The sequence below is a fragment of the Pseudonocardia sp. HH130630-07 genome, from assembly GCF_001698125.1.
GTDB lineage: Bacteria > Actinomycetota > Actinomycetes > Mycobacteriales > Pseudonocardiaceae > Pseudonocardia.
Genome location: NZ_CP013854.1, coordinates 63,267 through 85,116 on the forward strand (window position 1 = coordinate 63,267; position 21,850 = coordinate 85,116).

Consider the following 21,850-nt stretch of genomic DNA (forward strand, 5'->3'; position numbering starts at 1 on the left):
GCGCTGATTCTGCCTGGCGGGTGTGACAGTTCAGCCGAGGTCGCTCGGGTGGGCGCCGGTTTCCACTGGTCCGGTCGGGGTCCTGGGTCGTCGTGACGGCGGGGTCGGGCTCAGCCGGGGACGGCGAGTGCGCGCAGCCGGGCGAGGCCTTCGCAGAGCAGCCTGGCTCAGGGTGCGTGGGCGGGCAGGTGCAGGACGGTTCGGCGGGCGTGCCGGGCTCGCTGTGCGGGCTGGGAGAACAGCCGCAGCCGGAGTCGTTTCGGTTCCCAGCGCCGCGCCGGGTGGTCGGTGTAGGCGAGCATCTGCGCCCAGGCGGTGACCTCGCAGGCGAGCGCGACAACGGCCTGCCAGATCCGGTTCTGGTCGAGCTCGTGCAAGGGCAGGTTGGTCAGCCCGGTGTCCTTCGCCGCCCGGATGCGGTCCTCGGCGCGGGCCCGGCGGCGGTGTCGTAGCTCGAGGTCGGCGAGTTGGCGGCCCGCTCCACCGGGGTGTGTGTTGGTGGCGAATGCGGTGTAGCGCAACCCGTCCGGGTCGGTGATCCGTAGCTGCGCGCCGGGGTGCGGGCGCTCGCGGCGGACGATCACCCGCATCCCTTTCGGCCAGGAGGTCAAGTTCATCAGGCCGGTCGCCTCGATGACCCAGGCTCCGGGACGGGGCTCGCGGTCGGCATCGAGCGCGGTCTGCCAGTCCGTGGCCGGGAGCGCGGCGAGCTGGTCGACCAGAGCCTGGGACAGCCCGAAGCCGACTGAATAGGACAGACGCTGCCCGGCCAGCCAGTCGAGGAGCTCATGCGAGGCACCTGCGCCGTCGACCCGGATCAGAACTTTGCGGCCGGGACGGTTGCCCGGGCGGTGGTCGGGGAGCTGGCGCAGCGCCGCCCGGATGACGGTGACGTGGTCGGTGGCGGTGTTCGACCCGGCGTTCCCGGGGCGTAGCAGCGCCGCGAGAGGCTCACCGGTCCCGGCCGCGCCGTGGTCGCAGAACGCCCACAACGGATGGTGCCCGAAGCCCTTCTTGAACGTCGGTGCGGCGCCCTGCTTGTCCGAGTGGGCGGTGATCAGGGTGGCATCCACGTCGATGACCAGCGGGTTCGCCGCGTCCGTCTGGTGGTCGGGAGCGGCGGAACCGGCCAGCGCCCACACCTTCGCCCGAGCCGTGGCGCGGGCGGCATCGATCGCCGCCAACACCGCGGTCGAGTCGGCGGCGAGGCGATCTACCGTGCGGGAGACCGTCGGGTCTGAGGCCACCGGACCGAACAGAGCGGGCTCCGCACGCAACAGCGCGATGTCGGACAGGCAGTCCCCGCCGGCGGCCAGCGTCAACGCGAGATCGAGCAGGACCTTCGCCGGGTCGTGCACCGCCAACCGCGGCCGCCACGGTTCCAACGCCTGCGACAGAGCGTGGTCGAGCCCGACCTTGCCGATGGTCTCGGTCAGCAGCCTCGTCCCGGCATGCGACACCACCGCTGTCGCGGCCGTGTCGATGTCCGGGCACGAGTAGAACCCGATAGCCTTCTTCACCTGGAGGGTGCTCCTGATTCGCGCGGATACGGGACCTCAGCAATCCCCATCCTTGCTGGTCAGTGGCACCCTCCAGCCTTCTGACACGCCCCGCTCGGCGAACCGCGATGAAAGCCCCGGGCTAGGATCGGGCGACGTGAACGGCACGGACGAGCCAGTCGGGCGAGGAGGCCGATGACCTCCCCTCCCGCGCCGCTGCACCGGGTCACCCGGTGGCAGCTCTGGCGGCTCCCCGCGAACGTGCTGGGCGCGATGCTGGCCGTCGAGGTGCTCGCCGTGGTGCTGTCGGTCTCCGGGCTCGCCCTGATGCCGGAGCCGCCCGACCGGCCCACGACGGTCCTGTTCGCCATCCTGGTGGTGTCCGCGATCGGGCACACCGAGATCGTCGCCGGCATCGAGCGGGTCCGCCGCTACAGCGCCGAGACCCACCACGTGAACCTGACCTCGGTCTGGACCTTCGCCGCGGCGGTGCTCCTGCCCGCACCGGCCGCCGCCGTGCTCGTCGTGCTGGTGTACGTCCATCTGCACTGGCGGGTGCTGCGACCGGTGCCGCTGCCCGACCGCAGGCCCGCCTACCGGGAGGTCTTCAACGCCGCCACCGTCGTGGTCGCCGTGCACGGGGCGGCGGCGGTCGTGGCCGCCACCCGGCCCGGCGGGCTGTACGAGGGCGTCCCCGCGTCCGCGGCACTCGTGCTCACGTTGCTCGTCTACACCGTGGTGAACACCTGTCTGGTCCTCGGAGCCGTCGCGATCATCAACCCGGACGCGCGCATCGGCCGGATCCTCCTCGGCGGCGACGAACTGGCCCTGGAGCTCGCGACGCTGTCGCTCGGCGCGCTCACCGCACTGGGGCTGCAGACGATGGGACCGGGGGCCGTCGTGCTCGCGATCCCCCCGATCGTCGCCCTGCACCGGAGCATCCTGGTCCGGCACCTGCGCGAACGGGCGGACACCGACGTGAAGACCGGTCTGCTCAACCACGCCGCATGGAAGGTGCGCGGCGCGCACGAACTACAGCGCGCCGAACGCGAGAACAGGCAGGCGGCCCTGCTCATTCTCGATCTCGACCATTTCAAGGAGATCAACGACCGGCACGGTCACCTCTACGGCGACGAGGTACTGGAATTCGTCGCCCGGGCGTTGCGCAGCGAGCTCCGGGAGCACGACCTGATCGGCCGGTTCGGTGGCGAGGAGTTCGTGGTCCTGCTGCCCCGGGTGTCCGGACCGGACGGCTACGACGAACTGCACCACGTCGCCGAACGGCTGCGTGCCCGGATCGCCGGGAACCCGGCCCCCGGTGACCGCGGGCCGCACGACGACGGGGCCGGCACGGACACACCGCCGCCCGTCCGGGAGAGCTACGAGGTGACGGTGTCGATCGGCGGAGCGCTGTTCCCGTCCGACGGCGCCGACATGACGACCCTGCTCGAGATCGCCGACACCGCCCTCTACGCCGCGAAGCACGCGGGCCGGGACGCCGTGCGGATCGGGCCCCGGCCGTTCCGCTTCCCGGCGCCGGACCCCACCTGAGCCGCTCCGCCGGCCGCCCCGGCGCGGTACCCGTCCACTCTCAGCCGGAGAGCGCGCGGCCCAGCCGTACCTGGTTCCGCCCGCCCCGCTTGGCCGCGTAGAGGGCGTGGTCGGCGATCTGCAGCAGCTCGTCGAGCGTGTCCCCGTCGGACCCGGCGAGCGCGACCCCGACCGACACCGACAGGTCGGTGATCGTGAGCGGCCCGCCCGGGGCCTCGGCGTCGACGACCAGCTCGCGCACGGTGCTCCGGATCCGCTCCCCCGCGGCGTGGGCGAGCTCGTAGCCGGGATCGCCGTAGGGCAGCCCGGGCAGCAGCACCACGAACTCCTCGCCGCCGAAGCGGCCGACCGGATCGACGTCGCGCACCTGGGCCGAGACCGCCTCCGCCACCGCGGTCAGCACCTCGTCGCCCGCCAGGTGGCCGTAGCCGTCGTTGACCGACTTGAAGTGGTCGAGGTCGAGGATGAGGACGGCCACCGCCTCGTCCCGCCGCCGGGAGCGCGCCACCGCCCGCAACGCCCGCCCGCGCCACGCCGTGGCCGTGAGCAGGCCGGTCTTCGCGTCGGTGTTGGCCCGCTCCTCGAGCTGCCGGATCAGCACCGCGCGGTGCAGTACGAGCAGCGGCGGGAGGACCAGCGGCACCAGCGCCACCTGGTGCAGGGCCGTGAGCGCGGTGAGCATCGCCAGGCAGAGCGTCGCCCCCTCCAGGACCAGGTCGTCCCCGTCGCCGAGTACCGCGCGCCAGGCGACGATCCGGCCGGAGGTCAGCGACAGGGCCAGCGCCACGAGCATCTGGTTGACCAGCATGTACGCGGCCATGGCGAGCAGCAGCGCGCCGAACCCGGTGACATGGAGCAGCGGCTCGACACCGGCGATCCCGGTCAGCAGCTCCGGTGTGACGATCACCCCGGCGGCGCCGGCGGCCAGGACCACGGTGGCCGTCGTGTAGACGTGCCGGTAGAGCGCAGCGCCCGCCGGGCGCCACACCCGCCACCAGAGGTGGCTGTAGATGCCGATCACGACGACCCCGGCCAGCGCCGGCGGGAGCACCAGGGCCCCGGAGAACGTCCACACGCTGGAGAGGTCGAAGTACGACGCGTGGGCCACTCGCCGCCGGACCCGCTCGATCCCGGTGGCCAGCTCGGTGTGCAGCACGCCGAGGGCGATCAGCCCGAGGGCGCCCAGCGCCGCGATGCCGACGGACGGCTCGGCGGTCGTCGTGACCAGGCCGCCGACGACCAGTGCGAGGGCCGAGGCCACGACGACGACGAACACCGCGATCATCGGCGACGGCAGCTCGCGGAACGCTCCGCGGCCGGTCGGGGCATCGGCTGTGGGCTCCGTCACCGGATCGCCGCCGCCGTCCTACCCCGGGTGAGATCTGCGCGCGCGAATTGCCGGAACACCCACGGAATCGTCACCCGAACGGGTACGCTGACGTCGTCGATGTCGCCCACGGTGACGTTTTCCGCAGGACCGGTGACAGGAGGTGTCGTCATGGACAACCGCGGTTGGTGACCCCACCTCGGCAACATGTGACCGGGGACGACGGCGGCCACGGGCGTCTGCCCGGCCGAGTCCTTGCCCGTCCCGGTCCCTGCCATCCGGACCCGATCCCTTCCCACGTCACGACGACGCCCGGCGGGCACCCTGCCCGCCGCGCGCACCGCGCGTGCCGCGTCCGGGAGATCACCGGAGTCCTGTCCCAGGGTAGGGACGGCTCTCCCAAACGTCAGGTACCGGCGGCCCCCTGCCGCCGGACGGCAGCGGAGCCGCGACGAACGGCGGCTCTGCGGTATCACAGCAGGTCGGCGACGTGGGCGAGCTCGTTCACCGTCCGGACCTTCCGGAGGCCGTCCCGGGCGCAGAGCACCCGGGTGATCCCGGCGTAGTCGAGCGGGAACGGCAGTCCCCGGTCGAGCCCGAGCACTGCGGCCAGGTACGCGTTGACGACTCCGGCGTGCGCCACCACGACGACGGTGGTGCGCCCCGGGTGGTCCGCGACGATCGTCTCGACGGCGGTGTGCACCCGCGCGGCGAACCCCGCCGCGTCGACGTGGCCGGGCAGGTGCCCGTCCCGCATCCGGGCCCAGGCGGCCGGATCGGTCCGGGCCAGCTCCGCGACCGGCACGTACTCCGGGCGCTCGGCGTCGAACTCCCGCAGCTCCGCGCGGGTGACGGCGTCGAGTCCCCGGGCGGCGGCCAGCGGGGCCGCCGTCTGCACGGCCCGGCGCATCGTGCTCGTGTACAGGGCGTCCACCCGGTCGCCGGCCAGCGCCGGCACCAGGCGCCCGGCCTGGGCGTGGCCGTCCGCGGTCAGGCCCGGGTCGGCGTGCGTGCCGTCGTCGTGGGCGACCTGCTCGGGCAGCGCGTGCCGGACGAGGATCAGCTGCACCTCAGCGGGGGCCGGCGGAACCGCGATCGGCCGGCACCCGGCCGCCGTGCCCGGCGGCGCGCAGGGCGTCGCGCAGGGCGTCGGCGTGCCGGTCCTGCTCGGCGGGATCGATCTCGGCCGCGGCGTTGGCGAAGTCGAACGCGCGCATGTCCCAGGCCGGGAACACGTGCACGTGCAGGTGCGGCACCTCGAACCCGGCGACGAGCAGGCCGACCCGGGGCGGCGCCCAGATCTCCCGCACGGCCAGGCCGACCGTCCTGGCGACCTCGGTGAGGTGCGCGGTCAGCTCGGCGTCGGCGTCGACCCACTGGTCGATCTCGGCCCGCGGCACGACGAGCGTGTGCCCCGGCCCGAGCGGGTTGATCGACAGGAAGCCGACGCACCGGTCGTCGGCCCAGACGAAGCGGCCGGGGATGTCGCCGTCGATGATCTTGGTGAAGACACTGCTCACGCCCTCCGACAGTAGGGCATCCGGCGGGATCGGCGGGGCGGCCATACGCTGGTCGCATGCCGCGCACCATCGCCACGAACGACCGGGTCGACCGCGACGAGCTGATCGCGTTCGTCCGCCCGCGCCACCACATGGTGCTCATGACCACCCGCTCCGACGGCGGGGTGCAGGCCTCGCCGGTGACCGGCGGGGTCGACACCGAGGGCCGCATCGTGATCTCCACCTACCCGGAGCGGGCGAAGTCCTCCAACGTGGCCCGGCACGGCCGCGCGTCGGTCGTCGTGCTCTCCGACGAGTTCGACGGCGCGTGGGTCCAGGTGGACGGGGACGCCGAGCTGATCACGCTCCCGGACGCGCTGGAGCCGCTCGTCGACTACTTCCGGGCCATCTCCGGTGAGCACCCGGACTGGGACGAGTACCGGCAGGCGATGTCGGACCAGGGCAAGGCCCTCGTCCGGATCACCCCGACCCGGTGGAGCCCGGTCGCGACCGGCGGGTTCCCCGCCCGGCTCGCCGACGGCTGAGCCGCTCCTGGGAGGATCGACGGCTCCGTGCGGAACCGATGCGCACGGAGCTCAGTGACGTGTATCCGAAAAGTATCTGCGGCGTCTGCGGCAACGGTGCCTGCCCCGATAGGTTGAGCCCGCACCCGGCCGGTGGCCGGGCGCGACGAGAGGACCCTGACCACACGTGAGCACTCAGCCCTGGCCCGGGCACGCCTACCCGCTGGGCGCCAGCTACGACGGCACCGGCACCAACTTCGCCCTGTTCTCCGAGGTCGCCGAGTCCGTCGAGCTGTGCCTGTTCGACCCCGACGAGAGCGGCGGCGGCCAGACCGAGACCCGGGTGCGCCTCACCGAGGTCGACGGGTTCGTGTGGCACGGCTACCTGCCCGGCATCGAGCCCGGGCAGCGCTACGGCTACCGGGTGCACGGCCCGTACGACCCGGCACAGGGGCTGCGCTGCAACCCGAACAAGCTGGTGATCGACCCCTACGCCAAGGCCCTCGACGGCCCGGTCGACTGGGACGAGGCCGTCTTCGGCTACAACTTCGGCGATCCGGACTCGCGCAACGACACCGACTCGGCGCCGCACGTGCCCAAGTCGGTCGTGGTCAACCCCTTCTTCGACTGGGGCTCGGACCGCGCGCCGAAGATCCCCTACAACGAGACGGTCGTCTACGAGGCGCACGTCCGCGGGCTCACCACCCGCCACCCCTTCGTCGAGGAGGAGCTGCAGGGCACCTACTCCGGGGTCGCGCACCCGGCGATGATCGAGCACTACCGCACGCTGGGTATCACCGCCGTCGAGCTGATGCCGGTGCACGAGTTCGTGCAGGACCACCACCTCACCGAGAAGGGCCTGTCGAACTACTGGGGCTACAACACCATCGGCTTCCTGGCCCCGCACCACGCCTACTCCTCGGGCTCGGTCCGGTCCGGCTCCCAGGTCGCGGAGTTCAAGGCGATGGTCCGCGACCTGCACGCCGCGGGGATCGAGGTGATCCTCGACGTCGTCTACAACCACACGGCAGAGGGCTCGGACATGGGCCCGACCCTGTCCATGCGCGGCATCGACAACCACGCCTACTACCGGCTGGTCGACGACGACGCCCGCTACTACATGGACTACACCGGTACCGGGAACTCGCTGAACGTCCGGAACCCGCACACCCTGCAGCTGATCATGGACTCGCTGCGGTACTGGGTCACCGAGATGCACGTCGACGGTTTCCGCTTCGACCTCGCCTCCACCCTGGCCCGGGAGTTCTACGACGTCGACCGGCTGTCGACGTTCTTCGACCTCGTCCAGCAGGACCCGGTGATCTCGCAGGTCAAGCTGATCGCGGAGCCGTGGGACGTCGGTCCCGGCGGGTACCAGGTCGGCAACTTCCCGCCGCTGTGGACGGAGTGGAACGGCAAGTACCGCGACACCGTCCGCGACTTCTGGCGCGGCGAGGCCGGCACCCTCGGCGAGTTCGCGTCCCGGATCACCGGCAGCTCGGACCTCTACCAGGAGGACGGCCGCCGCCCGTACGCCTCGATCAACTTCGTCACCGCGCACGACGGCTTCACGCTGGCCGATCTCGTCTCCTACAACGAGAAGCACAACGACGCCAACGGCGAGGGCGGCAACGACGGCGAGAGCCACAACCGCTCCTGGAACTGCGGCGTCGAGGGCCCCACCGACGACCCGGCGGTGCTGGACCTGCGCGCCCGTCAGCAGCGCAACTTCCTGGCCACCCTGCTGCTGTCGCAGGGCACCCCGATGCTGCTGCACGGCGACGAGCTCGGCCGTACCCAGGGCGGCAACAACAACGTGTACTGCCAGGACAACGAGATCTCCTGGCAGGACTGGGAGCTGTCGGACGCGGGCCGGGACCTGGTCACCTTCACCGCGGGCGTCACGGCACTGCGGCACGCGCACCCGGTGTTCCGGCGCCGCCGGTTCTTCGCCGGGCGCCCGATCGGCCGCCGCCAGCGCGACGCGGTGTCCGACATCGGCTGGTTCACCCCGGCCGGGCGGGAGATGACCGAGGACGACTGGGACAACGAGCTCGGGCGCGCCGTCGTCGTCTTCCTCAACGGCGAGGGCATCGCCGACGTGGACCAGCGCGGCCAGCGGATCACCGACGACTCGTTCCTGCTCTGCTTCAACTCCTACTGGGAGGACATCGACGCGACCCTCCCGCCGTCGGAGTTCGGCGCGGCCTGGGAGGTCGTCGTCGACACGCAGTCGGGCGAGGTGCACCCGCCGGCCCCGGCCGGCCAGAACGGCACCGAGCTCGACCCGGTGTCCGCCGGCTCGGTGCTCACCCTGCCTGCACGTTCACTGCTCGTCCTGCGATCGAAGGGCTGAGGCGCACCCGCATGAGCCGCCTTCCGGGATCCACCTACCGGCTGCAGTTCTCCCGCGACCGGACGTTCGCCGACGCGCGGGCGCTCACCGGCTACCTCGACCGGCTCGGGATCGGGGCGCTGTACGCCTCTCCCCTGCTGGCGTCGGGGACCGGGTCGAACCACGGCTACGACGTCGTCGACCCCACCCGGATCTCGGCCGAGCGCGGCGGCGAGGACGGGCTGCGGGCCCTGCTCGGGACGTTGCGCGAGCACGGTCTGACGATGCTGCTCGACATCGTCCCGAACCACGTCGGTGTGGCGGTGCCGCACGAGAACCCGTGGTGGTGGGACGTGCTGACGCACGGACCGTCGTCGCGGTGGGCGCAGCACTTCGACATCGACTGGGGCGCCGGGCCGCTGCTGCTGCCGGTGCTCGACGCCGACGAGGAGACCGCGCTCGCCTCGCTGGGCATCGACGGCGCGCCCGGTGACCCGGAGATCCGCTACTACGAGCACCGGTTCCCGGTGGCCCCCGGCACCGAGGGCGGCACCCCGCAGGAGGTGCACGACCGGCAGCACTACCGCCTCGTGTCCTGGCGGCGTGGCGCGGCGGAGCTGACCTACCGGCGGTTCTTCGACGTGTCCGACCTGGCCGCCGTCCGGGTCGAGGACCCGGCGGTCTTCCGGGACACCCACGCGAAGGTCCTGGAGCTGCTGCGCTCCGACGACACGATCATCGGCCTGCGGGTGGACCACCCGGACGGCCTGTCCGACCCGGGCGGCTACGCGCGGCGGCTGCGGGCCGAGATCGGTCCGTGGAAGTGGCTGCTGGTCGAGAAGATCCTCGGCGTCGGCGAGGACCTGCCGGTGTCCTGGCCGGTCGACGGCACCAGCGGGTACGAGGCGCTGCGCGAGGTGTGCGGGGTGTTCGTCGACCCGGACGGCGCGGGCCTGCTCACCCAGTTCGCCGCCGAGCACACCGGCACGAAGCCGTCCGCGCACGCCGTCGAGGACGACGGCCGGCATCTCGTCGCGGAGCGGATCCTCGTCGCCGAGGTGCACCGGATCGCCGACGCGTTCCGGGCCGGGCCCGGCGCGGACTCCCGGCTCACCGGGCTCGACCTCACCGGGGTCACCGCCACCGACCTGACCGACGCCGTCGCGGAGTTCCTCTGCGGCTTCCCGGTCTACCGCTCCTACCTCACCCCGGCGATCGCCGAGGGCCGGGCCGCGGCCGACGCCGCCGTCGCGGCCGCGCGCACCCGTCGTCCGGACCTGGGGGCCGTCGTCGCCGCGCTGCACGCCGGCCTGGTCGGTGACCCGGGCTCGGAGTTCGCGACCCGGCTGCAGCAGACCTCCGGGATGGTGACGGCGAAGGGCGTCGAGGACACCGCGTTCTACCGCTACAACCGCCTCGTCGCGCTCAACGAGGTCGGTGGCGACCCGGCCCGGTTCGGCGTGTCCCCCGCGGAGTTCCACGCCGGGCTCGCCCACCGCGAGTCCGGCCGCTCGCGGACGATGACCACGCTCTCCACCCACGACACCAAGCGCTCGGAGGACGTCCGGGCCCGGCTCGCCGTGCTGGCCGAGCGCCCCGCCGAATGGGCCGACCTGGTCCGCCGCTGGTCGGTCCGGCACCCGTTGCCGGACCGGTCGCTGGAGCTGCTCGCCTGGCAGTCGCTGGTCGGGGCCTGGCTGATCCCGGCCGACCGGCTGGCGTCGTACCTGGGCAAGGCCTCGAAGGAGGCCAAGCTCGTCACCTCGCACACCGACGCGGTGGCCGAGGTCGACGAGCGGATCGCCGCGTGGCCGGCCGAGGTGCTCGCCGACGAGGAGCTGGTCGCCGAGATCGCGTCGTTCGTCGCCGGGATCTCCGGTCCGGGCTGGTCCAACTCGCTCGGGCAGAAGCTCCTGCAGATGGCCGGGCCCGGTGTGCCCGACGTCTACCAGGGCACCGAGCTGTTCGAGTACTCCCTGGTCGACCCGGACAACCGGCGGCCGGTGGACTTCGCGGCCCGGGAACGCCTGCTGGCCCGGATCGACGGCGGGTGGCAGCCGCCGATCGACGCCGACGGCGCGGCGAAGCTGCTGGTCACGAGCGCGACGGCCCGGCTGCGCCGGTTCCGCCCGGAGCTGTTCTCCGGCTACGGACGGCTCGACGCGCAGGGGGCCGCCGCGGCGCACGCCGTCGCGTTCTCCCGGGGCGGCGGGGCGCTCGTCGCCGTCGCCACGCGGCTGCCCGAGGGCCTGGCCCGGCGCGGCGGATGGGGCGACACCACGCTCCCCCTGCCCGGGGGTTTCGACGACTGGCACGACATGATCGCCGACCGCCCGGTCGACGGGCCCGCACCCGCACTGGCCGGGCTGCTGGACCGGTACCCGGTCGCGCTGCTGGTCCGCCCGGCCTGATCCCGCTCACCCGCCCGCGGGCGGGTGAGCGGACCCACCCCGTCCTGACGCGCGGGGGACCCGCCCGGTACGGAAGGATCGTCGTCCGTGACGGAGTTCGCCGTGTGGGCCCCCGACAGGAACCGCGTCAGCGTCGTGGTGGGTGAGGACCGGGTCGCGCTCGATCCCGCCCCCGGCGGGTGGTGGCGGACCGAGCTGCCGGACCACGGGCACGGCACCGACTACGCCTTCCTGCTCGACGACGATCCCGCCCCGCTCCCCGACCCGCGGTCGCGCTGGCAGCCGGGCGGGGTGCACGAACGCTCCCGGGTCTACGACCACGAGACGTTCTGGTGGACCGACGACGCCTGGACCGGCCGCACCCTGGCCGGTTCGGTGCTCTACGAGTGCCACATCGGCACGTTCACCGACGGCGGCACGTTCGACGCGGCCATCGAACGGCTCGACCATCTCGTCTCCCTCGGCGTCGACCTGGTCGAGGTGCTGCCGGTCAACGCCGTCGACGGGCCGGTGAACTGGGGCTACGACGGCGTCGGCTGGTATGCCGTCACCGGCAACTACGGCGGCCCGGACGCCTTCAAGCGGTTCGTCGACGCCTGCCACGCCCGCGGGCTCGGGGTCGTCCTCGACGTCGTCTACAACCACCTGGGACCGTCCGGGGCCTACCTCGACCGCTTCGCGCCGTACTTCGCCGGGTCCAACATCTGGGGCCCGTCGCTGAACCTCGACGGGAACGGCTCGGACGAGGTCCGGCGCTACGTGATCGACAACGCGCTGATGTGGCTGCGCGACTTCCACGTCGACGGCCTGCGGATCGACGCCGTGCACGCGCTGCGCGACACCCGCGCCCAGCACGTGCTGGAGCAGCTCGCGGTCGAGGTCACCGCGCTGGAGGCGCACGTCGGCCGCCCGCTGTCGCTGATCGCCGAGTCCGACCTCAACGCCCCGCGGCTGATCACCGCGCGGGAGGGCGGCGGTTACGGCCTGGACGCCCAGTGGGCCGACGACGTGCACCACTGCCTGCACACGGTGCTCACCGGCGAGGGCCAGGGCTACTACGGCGACTTCGCCGAGGCCGACCTGCACGGCCTCGCGCACGTGCTGACCCGCGGGTTCCTGCACGAGGGAACCTGGTCGTCGTTCCGCGGGCGCAGCCACGGCGCGCCGATCGACACCGCCCGGATCCCCGGTTCGCGGCTGGTCACCTACCTGCAGAACCACGACCAGATCGGCAACCGGGCCACCGGTGACCGGCTCACCCAGACCGTCACCCCCGGCCTGCTGGCCTGCGGCGCGGCCCTGCTGTTCACCTCCGGGTTCACGCCGATGCTGTTCATGGGCGAGGAGTGGGGCGCCCGCACCCCGTGGCAGTTCTTCTCCCGCTTCGAGAACCCCGACCTGCAGCGGGCGGTCCGCGAGGGCCGGACGAAGGAGTTCGCCGACCACGGGTGGGGCGACGCCGCCGACGTGCCGGACCCGAACGCCGAGTCCACGTTCACCGACTCGACCCTGGACTGGACCGAGCCGGAGCAGGAGCCGCACGCGACCCTGCTGCGGATGCACCAGGAGCTGATCGCGCTGCGCCGCGCCTGGCCGGAGCTGTCCGACCCGTGGCTGGACGGGGTCGGCGTCGACGTGCACGAGAGTGCGCGCACCCTGGTGGTCGCCCGCGGGGCGATGCGGGTCGTGGTGAACCTCGGACCGGCCCCGGTGACGCTGTCGCTGGGCGCCCGGATCACCCGGATCCTGCTCGCCTCGGAGCCGACGCAGAGCGACGAGGACTCCTTCACCGTCCCCGCCGAGGCCTTCGCCATCTGCCGGGTCGCCGGGTAGCCGGCCCGTCGCCCGTCGCCCGTCGCCCGTCGAGCAGCACGGTCCTGCCCTCGGCCGGGCGTCAGCGTGCTGCTCGACGGGTTGCCCCTCCCGGACGTGGCGCACTCCACGAGGCGGCCAGGCACCGGGCCACCCGTCCACCCGGGGCACGCCGGCGTGCCGGCCGTCGCCGCCGCACGGGCCTCGCTGCACCCCGTAGCGCGATCCGCGCCCTCCTCGGGCATGCCGCGCCCCGCGCTACGGACGCGGCGCACCGGAGCGGGGCGCGACCTGCCCACGGCGGTGCGGCACGAACCGGCGCCGCACCCGCACCCGTCCCGCCGCACCTCTGCACCGAGGACGCTCACGCGCTACGTACACGCTCGCGGAATCGCGTGAGCGCGCACCAGTCCGGTGAGCGTGGAGCTGCGCCGCCCCGTCGGGAGCCTCTATGCCTGGGGGCGGTGCGCCTCGGAGAGGCGTGTGCAGGTGCTGCGGGCCGGGGCAGGTCGGCGCGGGTCTCCCGGGTGTGCCCTGGGCCGGATACGACACGGCCGCGACCACCCGTAGGTGGCCGCGGCCGTGTGGGACGTGCCGGTCGGACTCAGATGAGGCCGAGCTTGCGGACCGCGTCGCGCTCCTCGCCCAGCTCGGCGACGCTGGCGTCGATCCGGCCGCGGGAGAACTCGTCGATCTCCAGGCCCTGGACGATCTTCCACTCGCCGTTCTCCGAGGTGACCGGGAACGAGGAGATGATGCCCTCGGGCACGCCGTAGGAGCCGTCGGACGGGATCGCGGCCGAGGTCCAGTCGCCGGCCGGGGTGCCGTTGACCCAGTCGTACACGTGGTCGATCGCGGCGTTCGCGGCCGACGCGGCCGAGGACGCGCCCCGGGCCTCGATGATCGCGGCGCCACGCTTGGCGACGGTCGGGATGAAGTCGTTCTCCAGCCACTCGCGCTCGACCTGCTCGGCGGCGATCTTGCCGCCGACCTCGGCGTGGAACAGGTCGGGGTACTGGGTGGCGGAGTGGTTGCCCCAGATCGTCAGCTTGCTGATCTCGTCGAGGCCGACGTTCAGCTTCTTGGCCAGCTGGGCCAGCGCGCGGTTGTGGTCGAGCCGGGTCATCGCGGTGAACCGCTCGGCCGGGACGTCCGGCGCGGAGGCCTGGGCGATCAGGGCGTTGGTGTTGGCCGGGTTGCCGACGGCGAGGACGCGGATGTCGTCGGCGGCGCCGGCGTTGATGGCCTTGCCCTGCGGGCCGAAGATGCCGCCGTTCGCCTCGAGGAGGTCGCCGCGCTCCATGCCCTTGGTGCGGGGGCGGGCGCCGACCAGCAGCGCGACGTTGGCGCCGGAGAAGGCGGCGGTGGCGTCGTCGTGGATGTCGATGCCGCGCAGCAGCGGGAACGCGCAGTCGTCGAGCTCCATCGCGGTGCCCTCGGCGGCCTTCACGGCCTGCGGGATCTCCAGGAGGTTCAGCTTGACCGGGGTGTCGGACCCCAGCAGCTGCCCGGAGGCGATCCGGAAGAGCAGCGCGTAACCGATCTGGCCAGCGGCTCCGGTGACGGTGACGGTGACGGGGGTAGCAGACACGCCCCGGACCCTAGCCCTGTCGGCGCACGCGCACCGCGACGGGGAGCACAGGTATCGGTCGAGGTGGCAGGAACCACACCTCTCGGCGCACGTGACTGGCAGGAAGCGCAACGACACGCAATGATGCGGATCGTCGATCTTCCACTGGCCGAGGAGCATCCGTGGCCCAGCACGAACCCCAGGTCCTCCTGATGGCCGACGTCGCGGACAAGTGGGTCGTCCGCTGCGACTGCGGCTGCGGCCTCAAGGAGCAGTACGCCCAGCAGGAGGAGGCCGACGAGCGGGCCGAGCAGGTCCTGGCCGAGAACGACGTGCCCGACGAGCGCGAGCAGGCGATCGACGAGGTCCGTGCGGAGATCACCGACCCGATCTGAGGCTCAGCGCTGCCGCGGCAGCAGCGGCCCCAACGGGCCGAGCTCGATGTTGAGATCGGCCGCGGTGAGCCCGAACCGCTCGGTGAGCTCGGTCATCGCCGACTCCAGGTGCATCAGCGACATGCCGAGGTCCTCGATCTGGTCGTCGGACAGGTCGCCCTGGTCGATCCGCCGCAGGACCTGCTTCTCCATCAGCTGGCGCAGCAGCTCCACGATCGTGAGGACGAGCTTCATCAGGTCGCGCTCCACCGACTCGCGGTCGATCTCGACCCGGCCGGCCGGACGCGCGGGGTCACGGGGCTCCTCGGCGCTCATCCGGCACTCCCCCCGGGCAGCAGCGGTGCCCCGTCCCCACCGCGGACCGGGGCCGGAGCGACCCCGGCGTCGACGACACCGGAGTCGGCCGGCGCGATCGAGGTGATCAGTGCCCGCAGCGAGACCCGGACCAGGTCGACCCCGGCCAGCGAGATCGTCACGTCACCGGTGAGCACCACGCCACCGGCGAGGAGACGGTCGAGCAGATCGACGAGTGCCACCTCCCGGTCCCCGAACAGGCCGGTGGGTTCGCTCACCGGGCACCGCCGTCCGGGGCGGTCCCGGCGAACGAGTACGGCGCCCACGGTCCCGTGACCTCCACCAGCAGGCCGGGCGACGCGGCCGAGCCGACGACCGCCCGCCACTGCTCGGTGTCGGCCTCGTCGACGAGGTAGGCGGCGTTGAGGACCATCTGCTCGGTCCGCCCGGTGAGTGCCCCGTCGTGCACCCGGTGCCGGCGCGACGCGACCGACGCCGCGGCGACGGTGTCGTGCAGCTCCTCCGCCGCGCGGAACGCCTCGTCCGTACGTGCCTCGGCGGCTCCGACCGCGGCCCGGCGCCGGCGCAGGTACTCCGCCCCCGACGCCGGACGCTCCGCGGGGACCTCCGCCGGCGGGGGGCGTTCCGGCAGGAACGCCTTGATCCCCCACTCGACCCGGTCCCGCACCCGGTCGAGCACCGCGTCGAACTCCGCACGGCGGTCCCCGATCGCCTGCCGGACCCGGTCGTCGTCGGCGAAGACGGTCGCGAGCGCCAGCGGCGCGACGGCGGTCGAGCGTCCGGCCCCGTCGACGACGCGGTGGTGGGCCCGCGCCGTCGCGGCGAGCCAGTCGAGGTCCTCGGAGCGTTCCTCGATCCGTTCCCGGGCGAACTCGGCCGCCGGGACCGGGCTGACCACGGCGTGCAGCCCGGCTGCGGTGACCAGCCGCACCGGGGCGTCCAGCACCCCGGTGAGCGTGTCGAGCCCGGACGGTTCGTCGCGGGTCACCGCGTAGACGTAGCTGAGTTCGCCGCTGGATCCCTCGGTCATGTCAGTCCTTCCGGCCCCGGCCGGAGCTGCGCCGCCGATCGGTGGTGTCGTCGCGGGTGCGGCGGGCCGCGGGTGCCCGGCGGCGGGCCGGGGCGGTCGTGCCCCGGGTCCGGCGCGACGCCCGGTCGTCGTCGGGTTCCTCCGGACCGCCGTCCTCGATCTCGTCGTCGGGGTCGGGATCCTCGATCTCGTCCTCCGGCTCGGGCTCCTCCGGCTCGGGGTCCTCCGCCCCGCGGGCCGGAACGTCGCCGTCGGCGCGGTCGTCCGGTGGGGGCAGCTCGCCCCGCCCGGACCGCTCCAGCGCCTCGACCCGCTCCCGCAGCCGGGCGTTCTCGTCCTCCAGGTCGCGACGGCCGGCGGACAGCGTCGGATCGCGCTCCCACCAGTCGATCCCCATCTCCTTGGCCCGGTCGACCGAGGCGACGACCAGGCGCACCTTGATCGTCAGGAGCTCGATGTCGAGCAGGTTCACCTGGATGTCACCGGCGATGACGATCCCCTTGTCGAGCACCCGTTCCAGGATGTCGGCCAGGTTGGCGCCGTCGCCGCGGGACTCCTGGCGCCGCGGCTGCCCGGAGTCCCAGCGCACCGTGTCGCTCACGTGTGCCCCCTCTCCGGTCCGATGTCGGTCATGCGTCGCCGCCGGTCCCGCGGGTGTAGCGACGGATCCGCCGGTAGGAGACGAGCTCGGCGTCCGGATCGAGCTCGGCCTCGTAGACGCCGAGGACGTCCGCCGAGTCCGGGATCCGCCGCGACTCGACGACCTCGATCTCCACCGTCCAGCCCTCGTCGTGCCGCGACACCGAGACGACGCCCTCCGGGCTGCGCCCGGTCATCTCGACGATCTGCTCCGCCGCGGCCCGCGCGACCAGGCGGGCACCCGGCCGCCGGGGCGGCGACGGCGCCTCGTCCGCACCGCCGGCCCGATCGGGAGCACCGGAACCCTCGGGTTCCCGGGTCTCCCGCGACCGCCCGGGGCTGCGGGCTCCGCCGCCCCGGCGGGGTTCGCCGGTACGCCGGGGCCCGCCGGACCGGCGGCCCTGGCGGGGCCGGTCGCCCTCGCGCCCGGACGACCGCCGGTCCCGGCGACGCCCGCCGGACCCGGAGTCCCGTTCCGGCCCGTCGCCGGACCGGGTGGGGCCGCGGCCCGACGCCGGTTCCGGCTCCTCGTCCTCGGGTTCGTCCTCGGGTTCGTCGTCCTCGAAGTCGTCGTCGAACTCGTCAGCCGGGCCGTCCTCGTCGTCCTCGTCGACGTCGTCGTCCTCGGCGGTGTCCTCGTCGTCGATGTCGAAGTCGTCCTCGGCGTCGTCCTCGGCGTCGTCCTCGGCGTCGTCCTCGGCGTCGTCCTCGGCGTCGTCCTCGGCGTCGTCCTCGGCGTCGTCCTCGGCGTCGTCCTCGGCGTCGTCCTCGAACTCGTCGGCGGCGGCTCGCTGCTCGTCCTCGGAACCGGGATCGTCCTCGTCGAGGTACTCGTCGTCCTCGTCGAACCCGTCGTCGACGGATCCGTGGTCGTCATCGACGTCGTCCGCCGGACGATCGTCCTCGTCCTCGTCCTCCGCGGGATCGTCGTCGAACTCGTCGGCGGGCGCGTCGTCCTCGTCCTCCACGACGTCCTCGAACTCGTCGTCGGCGTCATCCTCGGCGTCGAAGTCGTCCTCGAACTCGTCCTCGGCGTCGGGTCCCGCTGCGCGGTCGTCCGGCTCGTCACCGGGCCGTTCGTCCCGCGCCGGGCCGGGCTCCTCGGTGTCCGGCCCGGGCTCCGGGTCCGGTCGCTCCGCACGCCGGCGCCGGCGCTGCGGGACGTCGTCGTCGCGACGGCGCCGCGTCGGGGCGCGGCCGTCGGACCCGCGGTCCTCCGGCGCGTCCCGGGCGGCGTCCGGACGACGACGGCGCGGCGGTGCATCCGCCGGACGGCGCCGCGCCGGGGTACGGCGCGACGACGACCGGTCCGGATCCGACCCGCTGCCGCGGCGGCGCGGTGGGCGTTCAGACACCCCCGCCACCTCCCGAGCCGATCAGCCGTTCCAGCAGCTCCTCCTGGCGTGCGTCGCGCTCGGCCTCGTCGATCTCACCGCGCTCGAACGCCTGCTCCGCCTCGTCGATCTTGCGCCGCAGGACACCCGGGTCGTTCATCTCCCGGTCGACCTCGGCCTCGATCTGCTTCGCCACCCACATCACCCCGCGGACCGGGGCGAGCGGCAGTGTCAGCAGGCCGGTGACCAGACCCATCTCAGTCCTCCGTTCCGCCGTCGCGCTCCGGGAGGAAGTCGAACGGCGCCACCCGACCGATGAGCTGCAGCTCCACCCGGTCGCTCCACTCGTCACCGAGCGCGTCGACCGCCGTGTCGAACTCGGCCGTCCGGTCCCGCCGGACGAGCAGCGCGACGTTCACCGCGCCGTCCTCGCCACCGGCGGCCTTGACCACGACGGCCTCGCTCAGCGGCTCCAGCAGCTCGACGACCTTCTCGGCGTCGGCGGTCCGCTCCCGCTCCATCGCCGAGGCGATCCGCTCGCCGAGCTTGATCCGCTCGTAGTGCGTCGCGTCCGGGTCCGTGTCGCGCAGGGACCTGCTCAGCTCGGCGATCGCGGGATCCTGCTCCACGATCGAGCCGAGCACGGTGTCCTGGTCGTAGCGGCCGTAGAGCACGAACTGGACGCACCCGTCGAGCCGTGACAGGGCCTCGACGAAGAAGTCATGGTTGTCCTCCAGCAGCTCGTCGACGACGGCCTGGTCGTCGGTGACGACCCCACCGAAGCGCATCGGCAGCATCGTCACCTCGGCGGCGACGGCGTTGACGACCCGCTCGTGCGCGAGCAGGTCCGCCCGCCGGCCCAGCTTGCGGTCCGTCGGGACGTCGCTGACCACCGCGGCCAGGTCCCGGTGGTCGAGCAGGCCGATCTCGCCGCCCTGCTCCCCCACCGGTTCCAGCTCACCGGGGATGCGGGCCCCGGAGACGACCACGCCGTACACGTAGACGCCGTTGCCTGCGCCGTCGCTCACTTGCGCTTCTCCTGCCTGCGCTCACCGCGGAACTCGTCGAACTTCTCCTTGCCGGCCTCGAGGACACCGCGGGTGGTGCCCTTGGCGCCGCCCTCGTAGGCGTTCTCGGTGAGGCCGCCGACGACCTGCCCGAGGTCCTTGCCACCCTTCTGGTGCAGGTCGAGGCGGTTCGTGGCCTCGGCGAAACGCAGATAGGTGTCGACGCTCGCGACGACGATCCGGGCGTCGATCGTGACGAGCTCGATCCCGACCAGCGAGATCTTGACGAACACGTCGATGACCAGACCCTTCTCCAGGATCAGGTCGATCACCTGGGCGAGGTCGCCCTGCGGGGCGCGGGAGACCCGGCTGCCCTCCTGGCGGCTGACGGTCACCCGTCACCACCTCCTCTCGTACGGCGTCGTGGAACGGAGCGGTCCGGCAGCCCGGTCAGGAGGCACCGGCCTTGCGCCGGCGCGGAGCCGGCCGACCGGTGCGCCGGTTCCCGGACCCGTTGCGGCTCCGGCCGGACCCGCCGTCCCCGGCGTCGGTGTCGGTGTCGGTGTCGGTCGAGTCGTCCGGGGCGACGTCGGAGTCCTCCTCGGCGGCAGGACGGTCCTCGTCGTCGCGGGCGTCGGGATCCCGGTCGTCGAGGTCCTCGTCGTCGTCGGCTTCGGCGTCGACCCCGTCCGGGTCGGTGTCGTCCTGGTCGTCGGCGTACTCGTCGGCGTAGTCCTCGACCTCGTCGCCGTCCTCGTCGAGGTCGCGGTCCTCGTCCTCGGCGTCGTCGGCGTCGGCGTCGGCGTCGTCCTCGGCGTAGTCCTCGTCGGCGTACTCGTCGTACTCCTCGTAGCCGTCCTCGTCGGACTCCTCGGCGGCGCGCTCGTCCTCCAGCGCCTCCTCGTGGGTCCGGACGACCTCGCTGTCCCGGATCTCCCCGCGCCAGCCCTCGAGCTGCTCGCGGTGCACGAGCGTCTCCACCATCACGTGCCGCCGGTAGTGCTTGAACTCCAGGCGCGCCCGGCGCCCGACCGCCCGCCAGATGTTGCCGGTCTTCTCGAACAGCCCGACCGGGTAGTACTCCAGGACGAGCAGGACCTTCGTCAGCTGCGGCGCGAGCTCGTGGAACGAGACGATGCCGTTGACGTAGCCCTTCGCGCCGCCGGAACGCCAGATGATGTGGCTGTCCGGGACCTGCTCGATGATCGTCGCGCTCCAGGTCCGCTTCGACCAGAAGACCTGGGCCCGCCAGGTCGTCTTCTCGTCGGACTCCTGCTCGACCGAGTGCACCTTCTTCATGAAGCTGGGGAAGTCGGCGAACTGGGTCCACTGGTCGTAGGCGACCCGGATCGGGACCCCGACGTCGAGCTCCTCGACGATGTTCATGAACTTGAACTTGCCGCGCCCGCCGCCCGAGCCGCCGCCGGAACCGCTGGAGCCGCCCAGTCCGACCGCACCGAGGACCTTGTCCTTGGCCGCCGACAGGCCGCCCTTGACCGCGCCCATGACCGGGTTCTTCCCCTCCAGCATCGCCTTGCCGCCGCCGAGCGCGGAACCCAACCCGACGCCGCCGTTCTCGGCGACGTCGCTGAGCCGGTCGGTCAGCGAGTCGACGCGGTCGAGCGCCAGGTCGACCGCCCGCTCGGTGACCGTGCGCAGCAACATCTGTGCCGCGTCCTTGAGCCGGTCGGTCGGCAGCTGGGACAGGCCCGTGTCCCGGGCCCCGTCCTGTTCGGTCGCGGTCGCCTCAGCCATCCTCGCCCCCACGGGTGGAGCGCGAGCTGCTGCGGGAGGCGCGCCGGGTGCCCGACTGGCCGGACCGCTCGGACGAGGTGCGCGACCGCGACCGCGTCGTCCCCGACGAGGACGAGCCGGACGACGACGAGGACGACGACCGGCGACGCGCCGGCGTGGCCGTCCCGCCGTCCTTCTTGCTGCTCGTCGACGACGACGCGCTACGGGTGCTGCGGCGGCGCGGCGCCGGAGCGTCCTCGTCACCGGCCGCGTCGGAGCGCGGTTCCGTCTCCTCCTGCTCCGCGTCGTCCGAACCGGACCGGCGCCGGGACCTGGTGCCGGACACCGCCTTCCCGGTGGACCGCCGGGCCCGGTCCAGCCCGCCGGCCGTCGACTCCGCGACCGAGCCGGCGGTGTCACCGACGGCCTCGGCACCGGCGCCCGCGGTGTCACCCGCGGCGCCGGCCGCCTTCTGCACCGGCCGGCCCAGGTTCTCCACCCGGTCGACCAGCGAGTCGGTCAGCGACTCCATCCTGGTGGCCGCCGCGGACAGCGCGGCCTCCTTGCCGGCGTCGAGCAGCCGGGTGCTGACGGCCTCACGCAGCCGCGTCACGTCGGCCGATCCGGCAGCCAGCTTCGCGCCCTTGCCCAGCAGTTCCGTCGGCGACAGGTCGAGCTTCCGGCCGGCGAGTGCACCGCCCAGCATGATCGCCAACTTCATCTTCTTCGTCCGCCCGAGGACATAGCCCCCGAGCACTGCGAGCCCCACCTTTGCGGCCGACCCCATGAATGACCACTCCTCCGAACCGGGAATGCGATCTTGATCGACCGGAGCGTCGTCGAGATCGACAATTATCGGGACGCCTCC

At 73.0% G+C, this 21,850-nt stretch carries 20 protein-coding genes and 1 pseudogene; 6 read left to right on the forward strand and 15 right to left on the reverse strand.

Features of this window, described 5'->3' with window-relative positions; genetic code table 11:
- Positions 1-167: 167 nt before the first annotated feature.
- The gene (locus tag AFB00_RS00305; RefSeq protein WP_068795538.1) at positions 168-1,520 is read right to left on the reverse strand and encodes an IS1380 family transposase; all 1,353 of its coding nucleotides are present in this window, start codon (positions 1,518-1,520) and stop codon (positions 168-170) included.
- A 174-nt stretch (positions 1,521-1,694) separates the two neighbouring features.
- Here AFB00_RS00305 and AFB00_RS00310 point away from each other — a divergent pair, with 174 nt between their 5' ends.
- Positions 1,695-3,050 (forward strand): GGDEF domain-containing protein, encoded by a 1,356-nt coding sequence (locus AFB00_RS00310; protein WP_083275144.1) that lies wholly within the window; start codon positions 1,695-1,697, stop codon positions 3,048-3,050.
- Between the two features lie 40 nt (positions 3,051-3,090).
- Here the strand turns inward: AFB00_RS00310 and AFB00_RS00315 are convergent, their stop codons facing one another.
- The 3 genes from AFB00_RS00315 to AFB00_RS00330 all read right to left on the reverse strand — a co-directional run bounded on the left by AFB00_RS00315 (position 3,091) and on the right by AFB00_RS00330 (position 5,897).
- Positions 3,091-4,398 (reverse strand): GGDEF domain-containing protein, encoded by a 1,308-nt coding sequence (locus AFB00_RS00315; RefSeq protein ID WP_156819311.1) that lies wholly within the window; start codon positions 4,396-4,398, stop codon positions 3,091-3,093.
- Between the two features lie 451 nt (positions 4,399-4,849).
- The gene (locus tag AFB00_RS00325) at positions 4,850-5,446 is read right to left on the reverse strand and encodes a histidine phosphatase family protein (RefSeq protein ID WP_068795540.1); all 597 of its coding nucleotides are present in this window, start codon (positions 5,444-5,446) and stop codon (positions 4,850-4,852) included.
- Position 5,447: 1 nt separating this feature from the next.
- Positions 5,448-5,897 (reverse strand): HIT family protein, encoded by a 450-nt coding sequence (locus AFB00_RS00330; protein WP_068799857.1) that lies wholly within the window; start codon positions 5,895-5,897, stop codon positions 5,448-5,450.
- Positions 5,898-5,953: 56 nt separating this feature from the next.
- Here AFB00_RS00330 and AFB00_RS00335 point away from each other — a divergent pair, with 56 nt between their 5' ends.
- From AFB00_RS00335 to treZ, 4 genes are all read left to right on the forward strand, one after another.
- Positions 5,954-6,421 carry a PPOX class F420-dependent oxidoreductase gene (locus tag AFB00_RS00335; RefSeq protein WP_068795541.1) on the forward strand — a complete coding sequence of 156 codons (468 nt, stop codon included), beginning with the start codon at positions 5,954-5,956 and terminating at the stop codon, positions 6,419-6,421.
- A 166-nt stretch (positions 6,422-6,587) separates the two neighbouring features.
- Positions 6,588-8,756 (forward strand): glycogen debranching protein GlgX, encoded by a 2,169-nt coding sequence (gene glgX, locus AFB00_RS00340; protein WP_068795542.1) that lies wholly within the window; start codon positions 6,588-6,590, stop codon positions 8,754-8,756.
- Positions 8,757-8,767: 11 nt separating this feature from the next.
- Entirely contained in the window at positions 8,768-11,146 is a 2,379-nt protein-coding gene (gene treY, locus AFB00_RS00345) for a malto-oligosyltrehalose synthase (protein WP_068795543.1), read from the forward strand.
- Between the two features lie 87 nt (positions 11,147-11,233).
- Positions 11,234-12,979 carry a malto-oligosyltrehalose trehalohydrolase gene (gene treZ / locus AFB00_RS00350; RefSeq protein WP_068795544.1) on the forward strand — a complete coding sequence of 582 codons (1,746 nt, stop codon included), beginning with the start codon at positions 11,234-11,236 and terminating at the stop codon, positions 12,977-12,979.
- Positions 12,980-13,562: 583 nt separating this feature from the next.
- Here the strand turns inward: treZ and AFB00_RS00355 are convergent.
- The gene (locus tag AFB00_RS00355; protein WP_068795545.1) at positions 13,563-14,549 is read right to left on the reverse strand and encodes a malate dehydrogenase; all 987 of its coding nucleotides are present in this window, start codon (positions 14,547-14,549) and stop codon (positions 13,563-13,565) included.
- Positions 14,550-14,710: 161 nt separating this feature from the next.
- Here AFB00_RS00355 and AFB00_RS00360 point away from each other — a divergent pair, with 161 nt between their 5' ends.
- Positions 14,711-14,923, forward strand: a complete 213-nt coding sequence (locus AFB00_RS00360) for a hypothetical protein (protein WP_068795546.1) — start codon at positions 14,711-14,713, stop codon at positions 14,921-14,923.
- A 3-nt stretch (positions 14,924-14,926) separates the two neighbouring features.
- On the opposite strand, the gene AFB00_RS00365 is transcribed toward AFB00_RS00360, so the two are convergent.
- The 10 genes and pseudogenes from AFB00_RS00365 to AFB00_RS00410 all read right to left on the reverse strand — a co-directional run bounded on the left by AFB00_RS00365 (position 14,927) and on the right by AFB00_RS00410 (position 21,769).
- Positions 14,927-15,238 (reverse strand): gas vesicle protein K, encoded by a 312-nt coding sequence (locus AFB00_RS00365; protein WP_068795547.1) that lies wholly within the window; start codon positions 15,236-15,238, stop codon positions 14,927-14,929.
- A complete protein-coding gene (locus AFB00_RS34425) occupies positions 15,235-15,495 on the reverse strand; it encodes a gas vesicle protein (protein WP_068795548.1) in 261 nt (86 codons plus the stop codon). Before AFB00_RS34425 ends, AFB00_RS00365 begins: the two co-directional genes overlap by 4 nt.
- The gene (locus tag AFB00_RS00375; RefSeq protein ID WP_068795549.1) at positions 15,492-16,268 is read right to left on the reverse strand and encodes a GvpL/GvpF family gas vesicle protein; all 777 of its coding nucleotides are present in this window, start codon (positions 16,266-16,268) and stop codon (positions 15,492-15,494) included. Before AFB00_RS00375 ends, AFB00_RS34425 begins: the two co-directional genes overlap by 4 nt.
- Positions 16,269-16,473: 205 nt before the next feature.
- Positions 16,474-16,857 (reverse strand): annotated as a pseudogene (locus AFB00_RS33775) (gas vesicle protein); the annotation flags it as partial.
- Positions 16,858-16,897: 40 nt separating this feature from the next.
- On the reverse strand, positions 16,898-18,262 hold the full coding sequence (locus AFB00_RS34430) for a gas vesicle protein GvpO (protein WP_156819312.1): 1,365 nt from the start codon (positions 18,260-18,262) through the stop codon (positions 16,898-16,900).
- Positions 18,255-18,497, reverse strand: coding sequence for a gas vesicle protein GvpG (locus AFB00_RS00390; RefSeq protein WP_068795551.1), 243 nt, complete (start codon positions 18,495-18,497; stop codon positions 18,255-18,257). Before AFB00_RS00390 ends, AFB00_RS34430 begins: the two co-directional genes overlap by 8 nt.
- Position 18,498: 1 nt before the next feature.
- Positions 18,499-19,269 (reverse strand): GvpL/GvpF family gas vesicle protein, encoded by a 771-nt coding sequence (locus AFB00_RS00395; RefSeq protein ID WP_068795552.1) that lies wholly within the window; start codon positions 19,267-19,269, stop codon positions 18,499-18,501.
- Positions 19,266-19,643, reverse strand: coding sequence for a gas vesicle protein GvpJ (gvpJ, locus tag AFB00_RS00400; RefSeq protein WP_068795553.1), 378 nt, complete (start codon positions 19,641-19,643; stop codon positions 19,266-19,268). The genes AFB00_RS00395 and gvpJ overlap by 4 nt, the downstream gene beginning before the upstream one ends.
- 55 nt (positions 19,644-19,698) lie before the next feature.
- Positions 19,699-21,003, reverse strand: a complete 1,305-nt coding sequence (locus AFB00_RS00405) for an SRPBCC family protein (RefSeq protein ID WP_068795554.1) — start codon at positions 21,001-21,003, stop codon at positions 19,699-19,701.
- Complete coding sequence (locus AFB00_RS00410) at positions 20,996-21,769, reverse strand: hypothetical protein (RefSeq protein ID WP_156819313.1); 774 nt, start codon at positions 21,767-21,769, stop codon at positions 20,996-20,998. Before AFB00_RS00410 ends, AFB00_RS00405 begins: the two co-directional genes overlap by 8 nt.
- Between the last annotated feature and the right edge of the window lie 81 nt (positions 21,770-21,850).